The sequence below is a fragment of the Streptomyces sp. NPDC051217 genome (assembly GCF_044455465.1).
GTDB lineage: Bacteria > Actinomycetota > Actinomycetes > Streptomycetales > Streptomycetaceae > Streptomyces.
The window spans coordinates 439,097-452,784 of record NZ_JBITEV010000001.1 but is presented as its reverse complement, the minus strand read 5'-3'; the positions used below and the strand labels follow the sequence as shown (position 1 = coordinate 452,784).

11 protein-coding genes are annotated in these 13,688 nt (G+C 69.6%); 2 read left to right on the top strand and 9 right to left on the bottom strand.

Annotation, left to right across the window (positions count from 1 at the left end; genetic code table 11):
• Positions 1–10: 10 nt before the first annotated feature.
• The 9 genes from ACIBBB_RS02180 to ACIBBB_RS02140 all read right to left on the bottom strand — a co-directional run bounded on the left by ACIBBB_RS02180 (position 11) and on the right by ACIBBB_RS02140 (position 10,244).
• Positions 11–1,237, bottom strand: coding sequence for a Gfo/Idh/MocA family protein (locus tag ACIBBB_RS02180; protein ID WP_398977783.1), 1,227 nt, complete (start codon positions 1,235–1,237; stop codon positions 11–13).
• 211 nt (positions 1,238–1,448) lie between these two features.
• Positions 1,449–2,483: a substrate-binding domain-containing protein gene (locus ACIBBB_RS02175; RefSeq protein ID WP_398977781.1), complete on the bottom strand. Its 1,035-nt coding sequence runs from the start codon at positions 2,481–2,483 to the stop codon at positions 1,449–1,451.
• A gap of 92 nt (positions 2,484–2,575) precedes the next feature.
• A complete protein-coding gene (locus tag ACIBBB_RS02170; protein WP_398977779.1) occupies positions 2,576–3,643 on the bottom strand; it encodes an ABC transporter permease in 1,068 nt (355 codons plus the stop codon).
• On the bottom strand, positions 3,640–5,172 hold the full coding sequence (locus ACIBBB_RS02165; RefSeq protein WP_398977777.1) for a sugar ABC transporter ATP-binding protein: 1,533 nt from the start codon (positions 5,170–5,172) through the stop codon (positions 3,640–3,642). Before ACIBBB_RS02165 ends, ACIBBB_RS02170 begins: the two co-directional genes overlap by 4 nt.
• 222 nt (positions 5,173–5,394) lie before the next feature.
• Complete coding sequence (locus ACIBBB_RS02160) at positions 5,395–6,576, bottom strand: ROK family transcriptional regulator (RefSeq protein WP_354606233.1); 1,182 nt, start codon at positions 6,574–6,576, stop codon at positions 5,395–5,397.
• 260 nt (positions 6,577–6,836) lie between these two features.
• The gene (locus tag ACIBBB_RS02155; protein ID WP_384316674.1) at positions 6,837–7,520 is read right to left on the bottom strand and encodes a GntR family transcriptional regulator; all 684 of its coding nucleotides are present in this window, start codon (positions 7,518–7,520) and stop codon (positions 6,837–6,839) included.
• A 93-nt stretch (positions 7,521–7,613) separates the two neighbouring features.
• The gene (locus tag ACIBBB_RS02150) at positions 7,614–8,561 is read right to left on the bottom strand and encodes a beta-ketoacyl-ACP synthase III (RefSeq protein ID WP_398977773.1); all 948 of its coding nucleotides are present in this window, start codon (positions 8,559–8,561) and stop codon (positions 7,614–7,616) included.
• A gap of 197 nt (positions 8,562–8,758) precedes the next feature.
• Complete coding sequence (locus tag ACIBBB_RS02145; protein ID WP_398977771.1) at positions 8,759–8,905, bottom strand: hypothetical protein; 147 nt, start codon at positions 8,903–8,905, stop codon at positions 8,759–8,761.
• Entirely contained in the window at positions 8,868–10,244 is a 1,377-nt protein-coding gene (locus tag ACIBBB_RS02140) for an OFA family MFS transporter (RefSeq protein ID WP_398977770.1), read from the bottom strand. Before ACIBBB_RS02140 ends, ACIBBB_RS02145 begins: the two co-directional genes overlap by 38 nt.
• A 185-nt stretch (positions 10,245–10,429) precedes the next feature.
• Between ACIBBB_RS02140 and ACIBBB_RS02135 the strand changes: the two genes are divergently transcribed.
• Together ACIBBB_RS02135 and ACIBBB_RS02130 are read left to right on the top strand one after the other, a co-directional pair.
• Positions 10,430–11,401: a 2-dehydropantoate 2-reductase gene (locus ACIBBB_RS02135; RefSeq protein WP_398977768.1), complete on the top strand. Its 972-nt coding sequence runs from the start codon at positions 10,430–10,432 to the stop codon at positions 11,399–11,401.
• A 323-nt stretch (positions 11,402–11,724) separates the two neighbouring features.
• Positions 11,725–13,683: a molybdopterin oxidoreductase family protein gene (locus tag ACIBBB_RS02130; protein ID WP_398977767.1), complete on the top strand. Its 1,959-nt coding sequence runs from the start codon at positions 11,725–11,727 to the stop codon at positions 13,681–13,683.
• The last annotated feature ends 5 nt before the right edge of the window (positions 13,684–13,688 follow it).

The following is a 13,688-nucleotide window of genomic DNA, read 5'->3' as shown; positions in this document are numbered from 1 at the left end:
GGACCTTCCCTCAGGACTCGATTCCGGACGGGGCCGGCACGGGTGTGTAGATGGCGTTCTTCTCCGCGCTGTCCTCCACGGCGGCGAGGACCCGCTGCACCTGAAGACCGTCGGCGAAGGAGGGCGCGGGATCGGTTCCGGCGGCGATCGCCTCGACCAGATCCTTGGCCTGGTGCACGAAGGTGTGCTCGTAGCCGAGCCCGTGGCCCGGCGGCCACCAGGCCTCCAGGTACGGGTGCTCGGACTCGGTGACCAGGATGCGCCGGAATCCCGCGGTGACCGCGGGCTCCGACTGGTCGTGGAACGACAGCTCGTTGAGCCGCTCCAGATCGAAGGCGAGCGAACCGCGCTCGCCGTTGATCTCCAGCCGCAGCGCGTTCTTGCGTCCCGCCGCCATCCGGGTGGCCTCGAAGGACGCCAGCGCCCCCGAGGCGAGCCGCCCCGTGAACAGGGCGGCGTCGTCCACCGTGACCGGGCCGAGCTCCGCGCCGCCGGACGCCGAGAGACCGGCCGACGCCCCGGAGAGCAGTGGCCGTTCCCGTACGAACGTCTCGGTCATCGCCGAGACCCCGACCAGCGGCTCCCCCGCGAGGAACTGTGCGAGGTCCACGATGTGCGCGCCCAGGTCGCCGAGCGCCCCCGACCCCGCGTGCTCACGCTTGAGCCGCCAGGTGAGGGGGAACTCGGCGTCGACCAGCCAGTCCTGGAGGTAGGTGACCCGCACGTGCCGGAGCGCGCCGAGCCTGCCCTCCTCGATCAGCTTGCGGGCGTACGCGATGGCGGGCACCCGCCGGTAGTTGAAGCCCACCATGGCCAACTGGCCGCGGGACCGGGCCGCTTCGGCGGCCCGGACCATGGCCTCGGCCTCGGCGACCGAGTTGGCCAGCGGCTTCTCGCACAGGACGTGCTTGCCCGCTTCCAGCGCGGCGATGGCGATCTCCGCGTGGCTGTCCCCCGGCGTGCAGATGTCGACCAGCTGCACGTCGTCACGCGCGATGAGGTCCCGCCAGTCGGTCTCGGCGGCGGCCCAGCCGAGTTTGTCGGCCGCCTTGGCGACGGCCGCCTCGTCCCGCCCGCAGATGGCGGCGAGCTCCGGCCGCATCGGCAGGTCGAAGACATGTCCCGCCGTACGCCAGCCCTGGGAGTGGGCGGCACCCATGAACGAGTATCCGATCATGCCGATACCGAGTGGCGGCGGTGCGCCGGCTTCCTTCTCCGACGCTTCCCTACTGGTCATAAGGGAGTACTCCTCGTCTCTCGCGCGTGTGGGGGCTCGGGCCTGGCGTGTGGATCAGGCCGGATCAGGGAGCGGGGTCTGGTGCGTGCGATCGCACGGCGGAGGGGAGGCATGGCGGAGCCATGCCGACCGACGACAGCACGGCGAGTGCGGCACCAGGGACCGCGAGCCCGGCAAGATCCACACGCCAGGCCCTGACAGGGCGAGCCGGTCAGCTGAATCCCTGGGGCAGGTACTCGTCGATGTTCTCCTTGTCGACGACGGCCGAGAACAGGGTGACCTGGGCCGGGATCTCCAGACCGGCCATACCGCTCACGCCCTTGCCCTGGCCCAGCGCACGGGCGAGGTCGATCGCCGACGAAGCCATGATCGGCGGGTAGAGCACGGTCGCCTTCAGGACACTGTTGTCGGCCTTGATCGCGTCCATCGCCGCCTTGGCACCGGCGCCGCCGACCATCAGGAAGCCGTCACGGCCGGCCTGGTCGATGGCGCGCAGCGCGCCGACACCCTGGTCGTCGTCGTGGTTCCACAGGGCGTCGAACTTGGACTGCGCCTGGAGCAGCTGGGCCATCTTGGCCTGGCCGGACTCGACGGTGAAGTCGGCCGCCTGGCGGGCGACCTTCTTGATGTTCGGGTAGTTCTTGAGCGCGTCGTCGAAGCCCTGGGTGCGCTGCTTGGTCAGCTCCAGGCTGTCGGGGCCCGACAGTTCGATGACGGTGGCGCCCGCCTTGTCCTTCAGCTTCTCGCCGATGTAGTTGCCGGCGTTGACGCCCATGCCGTAGTTGTCACCGCCGACGTAGCAGCGGAACGCCTGCGGGTCGGCGAAGATCCGGTCCAGGTTGATGACGGGGATACCCGCGCGCATCGCCTTGAGACCGGCCTGGGTGAGGGCCTTGCCGTCGGCCGGCAGGATCACCAGGACGTCGACCTTCTTGTTGATCAGGGCGTCGATCTGGCCGATCTGGGCGGCGGTGTCGTTCGAGCCCTCGGTGATGTCGAGCGTGACGTCCGAGTACTTCTTCGCCTGCGAACGGGCGTTGTCGTTGATCGCGTTCAGCCAGCCGTGGTCGGCCTGGGGGCCGGCGAAGCCGATGGTGACCGGCTTGCCGGGCTTGTCGTCGGCCGCGGGCTCGTTGTTCGCCGCGGGCTCGTCGTCCTTCTCGTTGCTGGTGCAGGCGGTGAGGAAGGCACCCGCGGAAATCGCGGCGGTGCCGAACAGCAGGCCTCTGCGGCTCGTCTCTGGCATGGCGGTTCGTCCCCTTCAAGAGAGCGGATGGAGCGGTACGTCGGAAGCGGTGCGTAGGAAGCGGTACGAGGCGGAGCCCCGGGGCAACGAGGTCAGGCCTCGCCGTGGCGCGCCGTGCGGCGCTGGACCAGTACGGCGGCGACGATGATCGCGCCCTTGGCGATCTGCTGGACGTCGCTCTGCAGGTTGTTGAGGGCGAAGATGTTGGTGATGGTGGTGAAGATCAGGACACCGAGGACGGAGCCGACGATCGTGCCGCGGCCACCGCTGAGCAGGGTGCCGCCGATGATCGCCGCCGCGATGGCGTCGAGTTCGTAGAGGTTTCCGTTCGTGTTCTGGCCGGAGCCGGAGAGCACGATCAGCATGAAGGCCGCGATACCGCAGCAGAGGCCGGAGAACAGGTACAGGTACAGCCGCTGCCTGCGGACGTCGATACCGGCGAGCCGGGTCGCCTCCGCGTTGCCGCCGACCGCGATCGTGCGGCGGCCGAAGGTCGTACGGTTCAGCAGCAGCCAGCCGACCACCGTCACCACCGCGAAGATGATGACGAGCGGCGGGATCCCGAGGATGTATGAGTCACGGGCGCCGAGGTCGAGCACCGACTTCAGGGTGACGATCTGCGTGTTGCCGTCGGTGATCTGGAGGGCCAGACCACGGGCGGACGCCATGATCGCGAGAGTGGCGATGAACGGCGCCATGCCGCCGTACGCGATCAGTACGCCGTTGACCAGACCACAGGCCAGACCCACGAGGATCGCGGTGAACAGGATGCCGGCGAAGCCGTACTCCTGGGTCGCCACGGTCGTCGCCCACACCGAGGCCAGGGCCACGATCGCGCCGACCGACAGGTCGATGCCGCCGCTGGTGATGACGAACGTCATGCCGACGGTGACGACACCGATGATCGACGCCTGGGTGAGGACCAGCTGGAGGTTGCTGGTGTCCAGGAACTGTTCGGGCTTGGTGATACCGCCGACGACTATCAGCGCGGCGAGCACGCCGAGCAGCGAGAGCGTACGGAAATCGAGACGCATCCCGAGCGCCGGCCGGCCCTTGGACCCTCCCGGGGTCTTTCCGGCGGTCTTGGTCAGCGGCACGGCGTCGGCGGCGGGTGCGGCGTCGGGCCCGCCCTGCTGCGCCTCAGAGGCAGGCTGTTTCATGGCGTCGGGCTCCCTTCCATCACAAGGTCGAGTACACGGTGCTCGTCCAGCTCCTGGGCCGGTGACGTATGGACGACACGGCCCTCCCGGAGCACCAGCACCCGGTCGGCGAGGCCAAGGACCTCGGGGACCTCGCTGGAGACGAGAAGTACGGCGAGGCCTTCGTCGGCCAGGCGGCGGATCACGGCGTAGAGCTCGGCGCGCGCGCCGACGTCGACACCGCGGGTGGGTTCGTCGAGAAGCAGCACCCGGCAGCCGCGCAGCAGCCAGCGGGCCAGGACCGCCTTCTGCTGGTTGCCGCCGGACAGGGTGCGGATGACCGCGTCGGGGTTGTCGGGGCGCAGGGAGAGCTCCTGGGTCGCGGCCCTGGCGGCCTTGCGCTCCGCGGAGCTGTCGAGCCAGCCGCCCCGGGAGAACCGGGACAGCGACGACACCGACACATTGCGGGTGACCGACTCGATGAGCAGCAGGGCCTGGGCCTTGCGCTCCTCGGGGGCGAGGCCGAGTCCGGCGCGTACGGCGGCGCGGACGCTGCCGGGCTTCAGCTCCTGGCCGTCGACGAGCACCCGGCCGGCCGTGGGCTTGCGGGCGCCGAAGATGGTCTCCAGGATCTCGGAGCGCCCCGAGCCGACGAGTCCCGCGAGTCCGACGATCTCGCCGGGCCGCAGTTCGAGGTCGACCGGTTCGAACTCGCCTTCCCTGGCGAGTCCTTCGGTCCGCAGCACGGGCTCGCCGCGCGGGGCGTCGGCGACCGCGGGGCGGTCGGGAAAGACGTACGCGACCTTCCGGCCGGTCATCAGGGAGACGACCTCGCTGGTCGGGGTCTCCTTCGCGGGCAGCCCGACGGCCACGGTGCGGCCGTCCTTGATGACGGTCACCCGGTCACCGATCCGGCGGATCTCCTCCAGGCGGTGGGAGATGTAGATGACGGCGACACCGTCGGCGGTGAGCGTGTCGACGATACGGAAGAGGTTGTCGACCTCGTCCGGGTCGAGCGCGGCCGACGGCTCGTCCATCACGATGAGGCGCACGTCGTGGGAGAGCGCGCGGGCCATCGAGACGATCTGCTGGTGCGCGGCGGAGAGTTCACCGACCGGCCGGCCCGCGGGGATCTCGGGGTGGCCGAGCCGCGCGAGCAGCGCGGTGGCGGCGGTCCTGGCCTCGCCGCCCCTGACGATGAAACCGGCGGAGGTCGGCTCATGACCGAGGAAGATGTTCTCGGCGACCGACAGGCCCTCGACCAGGTCGAGTTCCTGGTAGATGGTCGCGATGCCGAGCTTCATCGCCGCGATGGGTGACTTGAGCTGGACCTCTTCGCCGCGCCAGGTGATGACACCGTCGTCGGGCTGGTGCGCGCCGGCGAGCACCTTGATGAGTGTGGACTTGCCGGCCCCGTTCTGGCCGAGCAGACAGTGGACTTCGCCTGCCTGGACCTCCAGGTCCACGCCGTCCAGGGCGCGGACACCCGGGAACAGCTTGGTGATGCCGGACATGGTGAGCAGGTGGCCTTCGGGTGGTGCTGGTGCCATGGCGTATCCCCTCGGCGGATGCGGCCGGTGAGCGGGCTTGCGGGCGTGCGGAACAGGGCGGTGCGGGGTGCGGGTGGTGCGGCTCGGTGCGGGTGGTGGTGCGCGTGGCGCCGGGAGCTGGGTGACGCCGTGACCGGTGATGCTTTTGTTATGTCTTTTGCTGTTATTTCGGTTGTGCGGATGAAGCGTGTGCCGTACAGCCCGGCGCCGGGGACACCGGTGTCAGGCCGGGGAGAAGAGATGGTCGCTGATCAGGCGGGCCGCCCCGGTGACTCCGGCGGTCGGTCCCAACTCCCCCAGCACGATGGGGAGATTGCCGGTGGCCAGCGGTAGCGACTGGCGGTAGACCTGGGTGCGGACGCTGGCCAGCAGGGTGTGGCCGAGGCCGGTCACCCCGCCGCCGATCACGACGAGGCCCGGGTTGAAGAAGCTGACGAGTCCGGCGATGACCTGGCCGACCCGGTTGCCGCCCTCGCGGATGAGGTAGAGGGCGGTGGGGTCGCCGGCCGCGGCGGCCACGGCGACGTCGGCGGCGGTGAGCCGGCCGGCCGCTTCGAGGCGCGCGGCGAGTTCGGCGGAACGGCCCGTACGGGCGGCGTCCTCGGCGTCCCTGGCCAGCGCGGCACCACTGAAGTGGGCCTCCAGGCAACCCCTGTTGCCGCAGACGCAGGCGCGCCCGTCGGGCTCGACCCGGATATGCCCGATGTCGCCCGCGCTACCGGTGGTGCCCCGGTAGACCTCGCCGCCGACCACGATGCCGCAGCCGATACCGGTACCGATCTTGATGCAGAGGAAGTCACCCACGGAGCGTGCGACGCCCGCGTGCTGCTCGCCCATCGCCATCAGGTTCACGTCGTTGTCGACCATGACGGGGCAGCCGAGGTCCTGGCTGAGGGCCTCGCGTACGGGGAAGCCGTCCCAGCCGGGCATGATCGGCGGCGCGACCGGTACGCCTTCGGGGAAGCGGACCGGGCCCGGGACGCCGATGCCGGCGCCGTCGTACCCGTCGGCGAGGCCCGAGGCCTTGAGCTTGGCGGCCATCGCGAGCACCTGCTCGAAGACGGCGACCGGGCCCTCGCGGACGTCCATGGGGTGGTTGACGTGTCCGAGCACTTCGAGTTCGGCGTTGGTGACGGCGACGTCGATGGACGTGGCGCCGATGTCCACCCCGAGGAAGCGGAGGGCGGGAGCGAGCCGGATGTTGTGGGAACGGCGGCCGCCTCGCGACGCGGCGAGTCCGTCGGCGACGACGAGCCCGGTCTCCAGCAGCCGGTCGACCTCCACGGCGAGCTTGGAGCGGGAGAGGTCGACCTGATCGCCGAGCTGGGCGCGGGAGTTGGGCCCACCGTCACGCAAGAGCCGGAGCAGTCGCGCCTGATGAGCGTTCGCGGGTCGTGCGGTCATACGTCTCACGCGCCCCTCCCCGCCTCTCGGCTGTGTGATGCGTCGCTACGTCGGTTTCGTTTCGACGGGCTTTCGAGGGGAACGTAGCAGCGCTTTCCCCGAGTGGGAAGAAGTTGAGCATGAATCGCTCCTAACTTTCTCCACAGTCAGGACAAAGGCGTTTCGCGTATCTGCCTCGACACGGGCCGCCGGGCATACGAAAGGCGCCTCCGCGACCGGCCGGAGGCGCCCTGCTGTTCATCTGCACACGTGCGAATCGGTCAGACCTGGGTGTCCCCGCGGTGGTGGTACGTGGTGCGCGTCTGCTCCGTGTGGGCGCGCATGACCTCGGTGGCCGCCCGCTCGTCCCGTGCCGAGATCGCCGCGATCAGTGCCCGGTGCTCGATCCAGGACTGCTTGCCGCGCTGCCGCGCCACCGGCGTGTAGTACCAGCGCACCCGGCGGTCCACCTGCGCCGCGAGCTCCGCCAGGACGACGTTCCCCGCCAGCTCCATCACCTTCGCGTGGAACGCCGCGTTCGTCGCGACCGTGAGATCCACGTCGTCGTCGGCCACCGACTGCTCGCCCTTGGCGCAGAGCGCCTCCAGCGCCGCGATGCCCGCCGACCCCGAATTCGCGGCAGCAAGCCTCGCCGCCTCGGCCTCCAGGAGCGTACGGACGGAGAGCAACTGGTCCGCCTCCGCCTCGGTCGGCTCGTGGACGAACGCGCCCTGAGCGGGGCGGAGATCGACCCACCCCTCGGTGTTCAGCCGCTGGAGCGCCTCGCGTACGGGCTGCCGGGAAACGCCGAGATGACCGGCGAGTTCGCTCTCCACCAGATGCTGTCCCGGCCGCAGCTGGCGGACGGTGATGAGCTCCAGCAGGGCCTCGTAGACGCGCTCGCGCAGCGGGCCGGGGCGTTCGAGTTTGGGCACTGAGCCCTGTGGCAGTCCTGCGGACAACATGCGGTCCCCCATCCTGGCTGATCTACGGCAAAGGCCCCGGCAACAGACGGCAACGATTGGCTATCGTCTACAGTCTACCGAGAACCGTAGCGGTCAGGGGCAGCGGATGACTTGGCCGGCGTAAGAGAGATTTCCGCCAAACCCGAAGAGGAGCGCCGGTGCGCCCGATTCCACCTCACCGCGCTCCACCAGCTTGGACAGCGCCATGGGGATGGACGCGGCCGAGGTGTTGCCGGAGTCCACGACGTCGCGCGCGATGACGGCGTTGACCGCGCCGATCTTCTGGGCGACGGGTTCGATGATCCGCAGGTTGGCCTGGTGCAGGACGACGGCGGCCAGATCCTCGGGGGCGACGCCCGCGCGTTCGCAGACCCTGCGGGCGATCGGCGGCAGCTGGGTGGTGGCCCAGCGGTAGACGCTCTGGCCCTCCTGGGCGAAGCGGGGCGGGGTGCCCTCGATCCGTACGGCGTTGCCCATCTCGGGGACCGAGCCCCACAGCACCGGGCCGATACCGGGCTCCTCGTCCGGCCCGACCGCCTCGACGACCGCCGCGCCCGCGCCGTCACCGAGCAGGACGCAGGTGGAGCGGTCGGTCCAGTCGGCGATGTCGGCCATCTTGTCCGCGCCGATGACCAGCGCGCGGGTCGCCGCTCCGGCCCGTACGGCGTGGTCGGCGGTGGCCAGCGCGTGGGTGAAGCCGGCGCAGACCACGTTGAGGTCCATCACGGCCGGTGAGCCCATGGAGAGCCGGGCGGCCACACGGGCGGCCATGTTCGGCGACCGGTCGATCGCCGTGGACGTGGCGACCAGGACGAGGTCGATGTCCGTGGGCATGAGGCCCGCCGCGGCGAGGGCCTTGGCGGCGGCGTGCGCCGCCAGCTCGTCCACCGGCTCGTCGGGCCCGGCCACATGCCGCGTTCTGATGCCGACGCGGCTCCTGATCCACTCATCACTGGTGTCGACCATGCCCGCCAGGTCGTCGTTGGTGAGCACCTTGGCGGGCTGGTAGTGCCCGAGCGCGGCGATACGAGTGCCGGTCATCCCCGGGACCTCCTTCTCGGTCGACGTCAGGAGATTCCCAGTCTCGTCAGCGACTCACGAGATAGGGGGCAGGCGACCCAACAGGATTCCCTGCCTCCTCTTGGAGACTCCGGATCATCAGGCGTCGTCCGAGTGCCTGTCGTTCGGATCGTGCCGGGGCCCGTGAGCCCGGCCTGATCCGAACGACAGGCCCTGGGTCACCCGGTGAACAGCTGGGTGGCCTTGCGGACCAGTTCGTACAGACCGTACGCGAGTGGGACGCCCACCCAGAGCCAGGCGAAGACGATCAGCGCGGTTCGCCGGGACTCAGGCACTGCGCTCCCGCTCTCCGGTGCTGTGCTCATCGGCGGCCTCCTTCGGTTCTGCCGGCTCCGTGCCGGTGCTGTTCTCCGGCCGGTGGTGGCGCGGGTGTACGGGGCGGACCAGCTCGTTCGCCACGAAACCGACGACAAGCAGCCCGATCATGATGGTCAGCGAGAGCCCGTAGAGGCCGGGCCCGCTCTTGCCCGCCTCCTCCTGGCTGTCGGCCACCCGGTTGACGATGAGCGGGCCGAGGACGCCGGCCGCCGACCAGGCGGTGAGCAGCCGTCCGTGGATCGCGCCCACCTGGTAGGTGCCGAACAGGTCCTTGAGGTACGCGGGGACGGTCGCGAAGCCGCCTCCGTAGAAGGAGAGGATCACCAGGGCGCAGATGATGAAGAGCGGCTTGGAGGAGTCGCCGAACTGCGCGATCAGCAGATACATCACGGCGCCGACGCCCAGATAGACGCGGTAGGTGTTCTTCCGGCCGATCACGTCGGAGGTGGACGACCAGCCGATACGCCCGGCCATGTTGGCCGCCGACAGCAGGGCGACGAAACCGGCCGCGGCCGAGACGGAGACCGGCGTGTCGGTGTCGGCGAAGAAGTCCGTGATCATCGGCGCGGCCTTCTCCAGGATGCCGATCCCCGCGGTGACGTTCATACAGAGGACGACCCAGAGCAGCCAGAACTGCGGTGTGCGGACAGCCGAGTTCGCGGAGACCTGGGCCGTGGTTATCAGGGCCGACGCGGGCGCGGGTGCCGCCTTCGGCGCCGCGTCCGGGCGCGGTACGCGGATCAGCAGGACGCCGAGCAGCATGAAGACCGCGTAGACCAGGCCGTGCACGAGAAAGGCCTTGGCTATGCCGTCGCTGGTGGAGCCGAACGACTCCAGCATCTGCGCGGACCACGGTGACGCGATGAGCGCGCCCCCGCCGAAGCCCATGATCGCGATGCCGGTCGCCATCCCCGGCCGGTCGGGGAACCACTTGATCAGAGTGGAGACGGGCGAGATGTAGCCGATGCCGAGTCCGATGCCGCCGACGAACCCGTAGCCGAAGACGATCAGCCAGAACTGTTCGGTCGCGGCGCCGAGCGCGGACAGCAGGAAGCCGGACGAGAAACAGATGAGGGCGACGGTCATGGCCCAGCGGGGGCCGTTGCGTTCGACGAGGGTGCCGCCGAACGCGGCCGAGAGGCCGAGCATCACGATGCCCAGCTGGAAGGGGAGGGCGCTCTGGGTGCCTGAGAGGTCGAGAGCGGATTCCAGCGGCGGCTTGAACACGCTCCATGCGTAGGCCTGACCGATCGAGAGGTGCACCGAGAGCGCGGCGGGGGGTACCAGCCAGCGGCTCCAGCCGACCGGGGCGAGTGGTGGGGTCATGGTCGCGAACTCTAGGAACCGTTCCCACCGTTTGGGAAGATCTTTTACCTGTTCCAGGTCGACCGTATGCCGACGGCAGACCTCTTGTCGGCAGTTATTCCATACTGTAGACAATATATCGTCGGCAAAGTGTGCCCCTTTCCGCGCTTCTCTCAACACCCTCAAAGCGAACGGAGAGCCCCACGGTGAAAGTCGCAGTCGTCGGCGCCGGTGCGATCGGCGCCTATGTCGGAGCCGCGCTGGATCGCGCAGGCGCCGAAGTCCATCTCATCGCCCGTGGACCGCATCTGGCGGCCATGAGGCAGCACGGAGTCCGGGTGTACAGCCCGCGCGGCGATTGGACCGCGCGGGTGCACGCCACCGATGACCCGGCCGACATCGGGCCGGTCGACCATGTGTTCCTGGGCCTCAAGGCGAATTCGTACGCGGCGTGCGGGCCGCTCATCGCGCCTCTGCTCCAGGACCACACGGCGGTCATCGCCGCGCAGAACGGTATCCCCTGGTGGTACTTCCACCAGCACGGCGGCCCGCACGACGGCCGCCGTATCGAGAGCGTCGACCCCGGCGGCTCGGTCAGCGCGGTCCTGCCGCCGGAGCGCGCCATCGGCTGTGTGGTCTACGCGGCGACGGAGCTGGAAGGGCCCGGAGTCGTACGGCACCTGGAAGGCACCCGGTTCTCCATCGGGGAGCCGGACCGGTCGCTCTCGCCGCGCACCAAGGAGTTCAGCGAGGCCATGCGGGCGGGCGGGCTCAAATGTCCGGTCGAGGCCGAACTCCGCAATGAAATCTGGATCAAGCTCCTCGGCAACATCTCCTTCAACCCGATCAGCGCGCTGACCCGCGCCACGATGCGGGAGATGTGCCTGCACCGCAGCACACGCGAGGTCATCCAGCTAATGATGACCGAGACGCTCCGGGTCGCCGAGGCACTCGGCTGCCACCCCGACATCTCCGTCGAGCGCCGGCTGGCCGGCGCGGAACGGGTCGGGGACCACCGGACCTCCACGCTCCAGGACCTGGAGAAGGGGAAGCCGATGGAGCTCGACGTGCTGCTCGCGGCGGTCGTCGAACTCGCCGCGATGTGCGACATCGAGGTGCCGACGCTCCGCACGGTCGACGCCATCTCGGACCTGCTGGCACGGGGCGTGGCCGCCTAGAACGTGTGGTGGAAGTAGCGTCGTCCGCCCGCAGGGGGGGTCACGGCGGCTGGTGCGAGCGATCGCAAGGCGGAGGATCGCTCTCGTACCGGGCGTACTCGGGCGACCGAAGACAACGCGGCGAGCGTGCGCGCCAGGCGTCGTGAGCCGGACGGGCTCGACCGAGCCCGTCCGGCGATCGAGGACGAACCGGCCCGCCGGACGGACCCGGCACTCCCCGGTCCCGCACAAAACCCGTACGCAAGACTTCCGCTTCACGACGGCCATCGGGATACTGTATGCAATGGCGCGGCCACAAGCCATGACTCATGAGGGAGCGCAGCGTGAAAAGCAGCGCAAGAAGGCGGGATCGCACGCCGAAGACCTACGCCAGGCTCGAACACCCGCTGGTACGGGACGAGAAGGGCGGCCCGTTCCGGCGGGCGACCTGGGAGGAAGCACTGGACCGGGCAGCCGCCGGGCTGGGTGCCGCGCGCGGCGCGTTCGGCATGTTCTCGTGCGCGCGGGCCACGAACGAGATGAACTACGTCGCGCAGAAGTTCGCGCGAGTGGTGATGGGCACCAACAACGTCGACTCCTGTAACCGGACGTGTCACGCACCGAGCGTCGCGGGCCTCTCCGCGGCCTTCGGATCCGGCGGCGGCACCTCCTCCTACGAGGAGGTCGAGCACACGGACCTGATCGTGATGTGGGGCTCCAACGCCCGTTTCGCGCACCCGATCTTCTTCCAGCATGTGCTCAAGGGCATCAGGAACGGCGCGCGGATGTACGCCGTCGACCCCCGCCGCACCTCCACGGCCGAGTGGGCCGAGAGCTGGATGGGGCTCAACGTCGGCACGGACATCCCGCTGGCGCACGCCGTCGCCCGGGAGATCATCCACGCCGGGCTGCACAACAAGGCGTTCATCGAGCAGGCCACCACCGGCTTCGACGAGTACGCGGCCGAGGTCGAGCCGTGGACCCTCGGCGTGACCGAGAAGGTCACGGGCGTACCCGCCGCGGCGATCCGCGACCTCGCCCACGCCTACGCCCGCGCCGAGCGGGCCCAGCTGTGCTGGACGCTCGGCATCACCGAGCACCACAACGGCACGGACAACGTCCGGGCGCTGATCAACCTGTCGCTGCTCACCGGGCACGTCGGGCGGTACGGCTCCGGGGTCCAGCCCCTGCGCGGGCAGAACAACGTGCAGGGCGGCGGCGACATGGGGGCCATCCCCAACCGGCTGCCGGGCTTCCAGGACATCCTCGAACCGGAGATCCGGCAGAAGTTCGAGACCGCCTGGGACACCGTGATCCAGCCCCACTACGGCCTCAACCTGACCGACATGTTCGAGGCGATGGAGACCGGGGACCTCAAGGCCGTCTACTGCATCGGCGAGAACCCCGCGCAGTCCGAGGCCGACAGCGAGCAGGCCATGGACCGGCTGAAGGCGCTCGACTTCCTGGTGGTGCAGGACATCTTCCACACCAAGACGGCCGACCTGGCGGACGTGATCCTGCCCGCCACCGCCGCGTGGTGCGAGACGGACGGCACCACCACCAACAGCGAGCGCCGGGTCCAGCGCGTCCGCAAGGCGATCGAACCGCCGGGCGAGGCACGCGAGGACATCGACATCATCTGCGACCTGGCCGCCCGGCTCGGGCACCCGTGGAAGTTCGCGGACGCCGAGACCGTCTGGAACGAGCTGCGCGACCTGTCGCCCGACCACTACGGCATGACGTACGACCGGCTGGCCGAGCACCACGGCATCCAGTGGCCGTGCCCCGACACCGAGCGGCTCGAACCCACCTATCTGCACGGCAGGTTGTGGGACTCGGATCCTGCCAAGCGCGGCAGGCTCGCCCCGTTCGGCATCGTCAAGCACGACCCGCCGGTGGATCTGACGGACGATCAGTATCCGATCAGGCTCACCACGGGGCGCCGGCTCGACTCGTACAACACCGGTGTGCAGAGCGGGAGTTTCGCCTCCCCGATGCGCCGCGGCGAGTACCTGGAGCTGTGCCCGGAGGACGCGGAGATGTACGGCGTCCAGGTCGGCGAGGAGGTCCAGATCTCCTCACGGCGCGGCACGGTGCAGGCGCCGGTGTGGATCGACCCGGGGCTCCGTCCCGGGCTGGCCTTCATGACCATGCATTTCCCGGACGAGGTGGACACCAACCAGCTGACGATCGAGGCGAACTGCCCGATCGCCGGCACCGCCGAGTTCAAGGCGTCGGCCATCCGGATCGAGAAGTTGCCCGGATACGTGACAGAGATGTCCGCGACAGCAGCGAGGAGCTGAGAATC

Bases quoted from the DNA above. Each gene is read 5' to 3' on its own strand.
- ACIBBB_RS02145 (WP_398977771.1), bottom strand. From the start codon at position 8,905: ATGAGCACAGCACCGGAGAGCGGGAGCGCAGTGCCTGAGTCCCGGCGA.
- ACIBBB_RS02140 (WP_398977770.1), bottom strand. From the start codon at position 10,244: ATGACCCCACCACTCGCCCCGGTCGGCTGGAGCCGCTGGCTGGTACCC.
- ACIBBB_RS02155 (WP_384316674.1), bottom strand. From the start codon at position 7,520: ATGTTGTCCGCAGGACTGCCACAGGGCTCAGTGCCCAAACTCGAACGC.
- ACIBBB_RS02165 (WP_398977777.1), bottom strand. From the start codon at position 5,172: ATGGCACCAGCACCACCCGAAGGCCACCTGCTCACCATGTCCGGCATC.
- ACIBBB_RS02160 (WP_354606233.1), bottom strand. From the start codon at position 6,576: ATGACCGCACGACCCGCGAACGCTCATCAGGCGCGACTGCTCCGGCTC.
- ACIBBB_RS02150 (WP_398977773.1), bottom strand. From the start codon at position 8,561: ATGACCGGCACTCGTATCGCCGCGCTCGGGCACTACCAGCCCGCCAAG.
- ACIBBB_RS02180 (WP_398977783.1), bottom strand. From the start codon at position 1,237: ATGACCAGTAGGGAAGCGTCGGAGAAGGAAGCCGGCGCACCGCCGCCA.
- ACIBBB_RS02170 (WP_398977779.1), bottom strand. From the start codon at position 3,643: ATGAAACAGCCTGCCTCTGAGGCGCAGCAGGGCGGGCCCGACGCCGCA.
- ACIBBB_RS02175 (WP_398977781.1), bottom strand. From the start codon at position 2,483: ATGCCAGAGACGAGCCGCAGAGGCCTGCTGTTCGGCACCGCCGCGATT.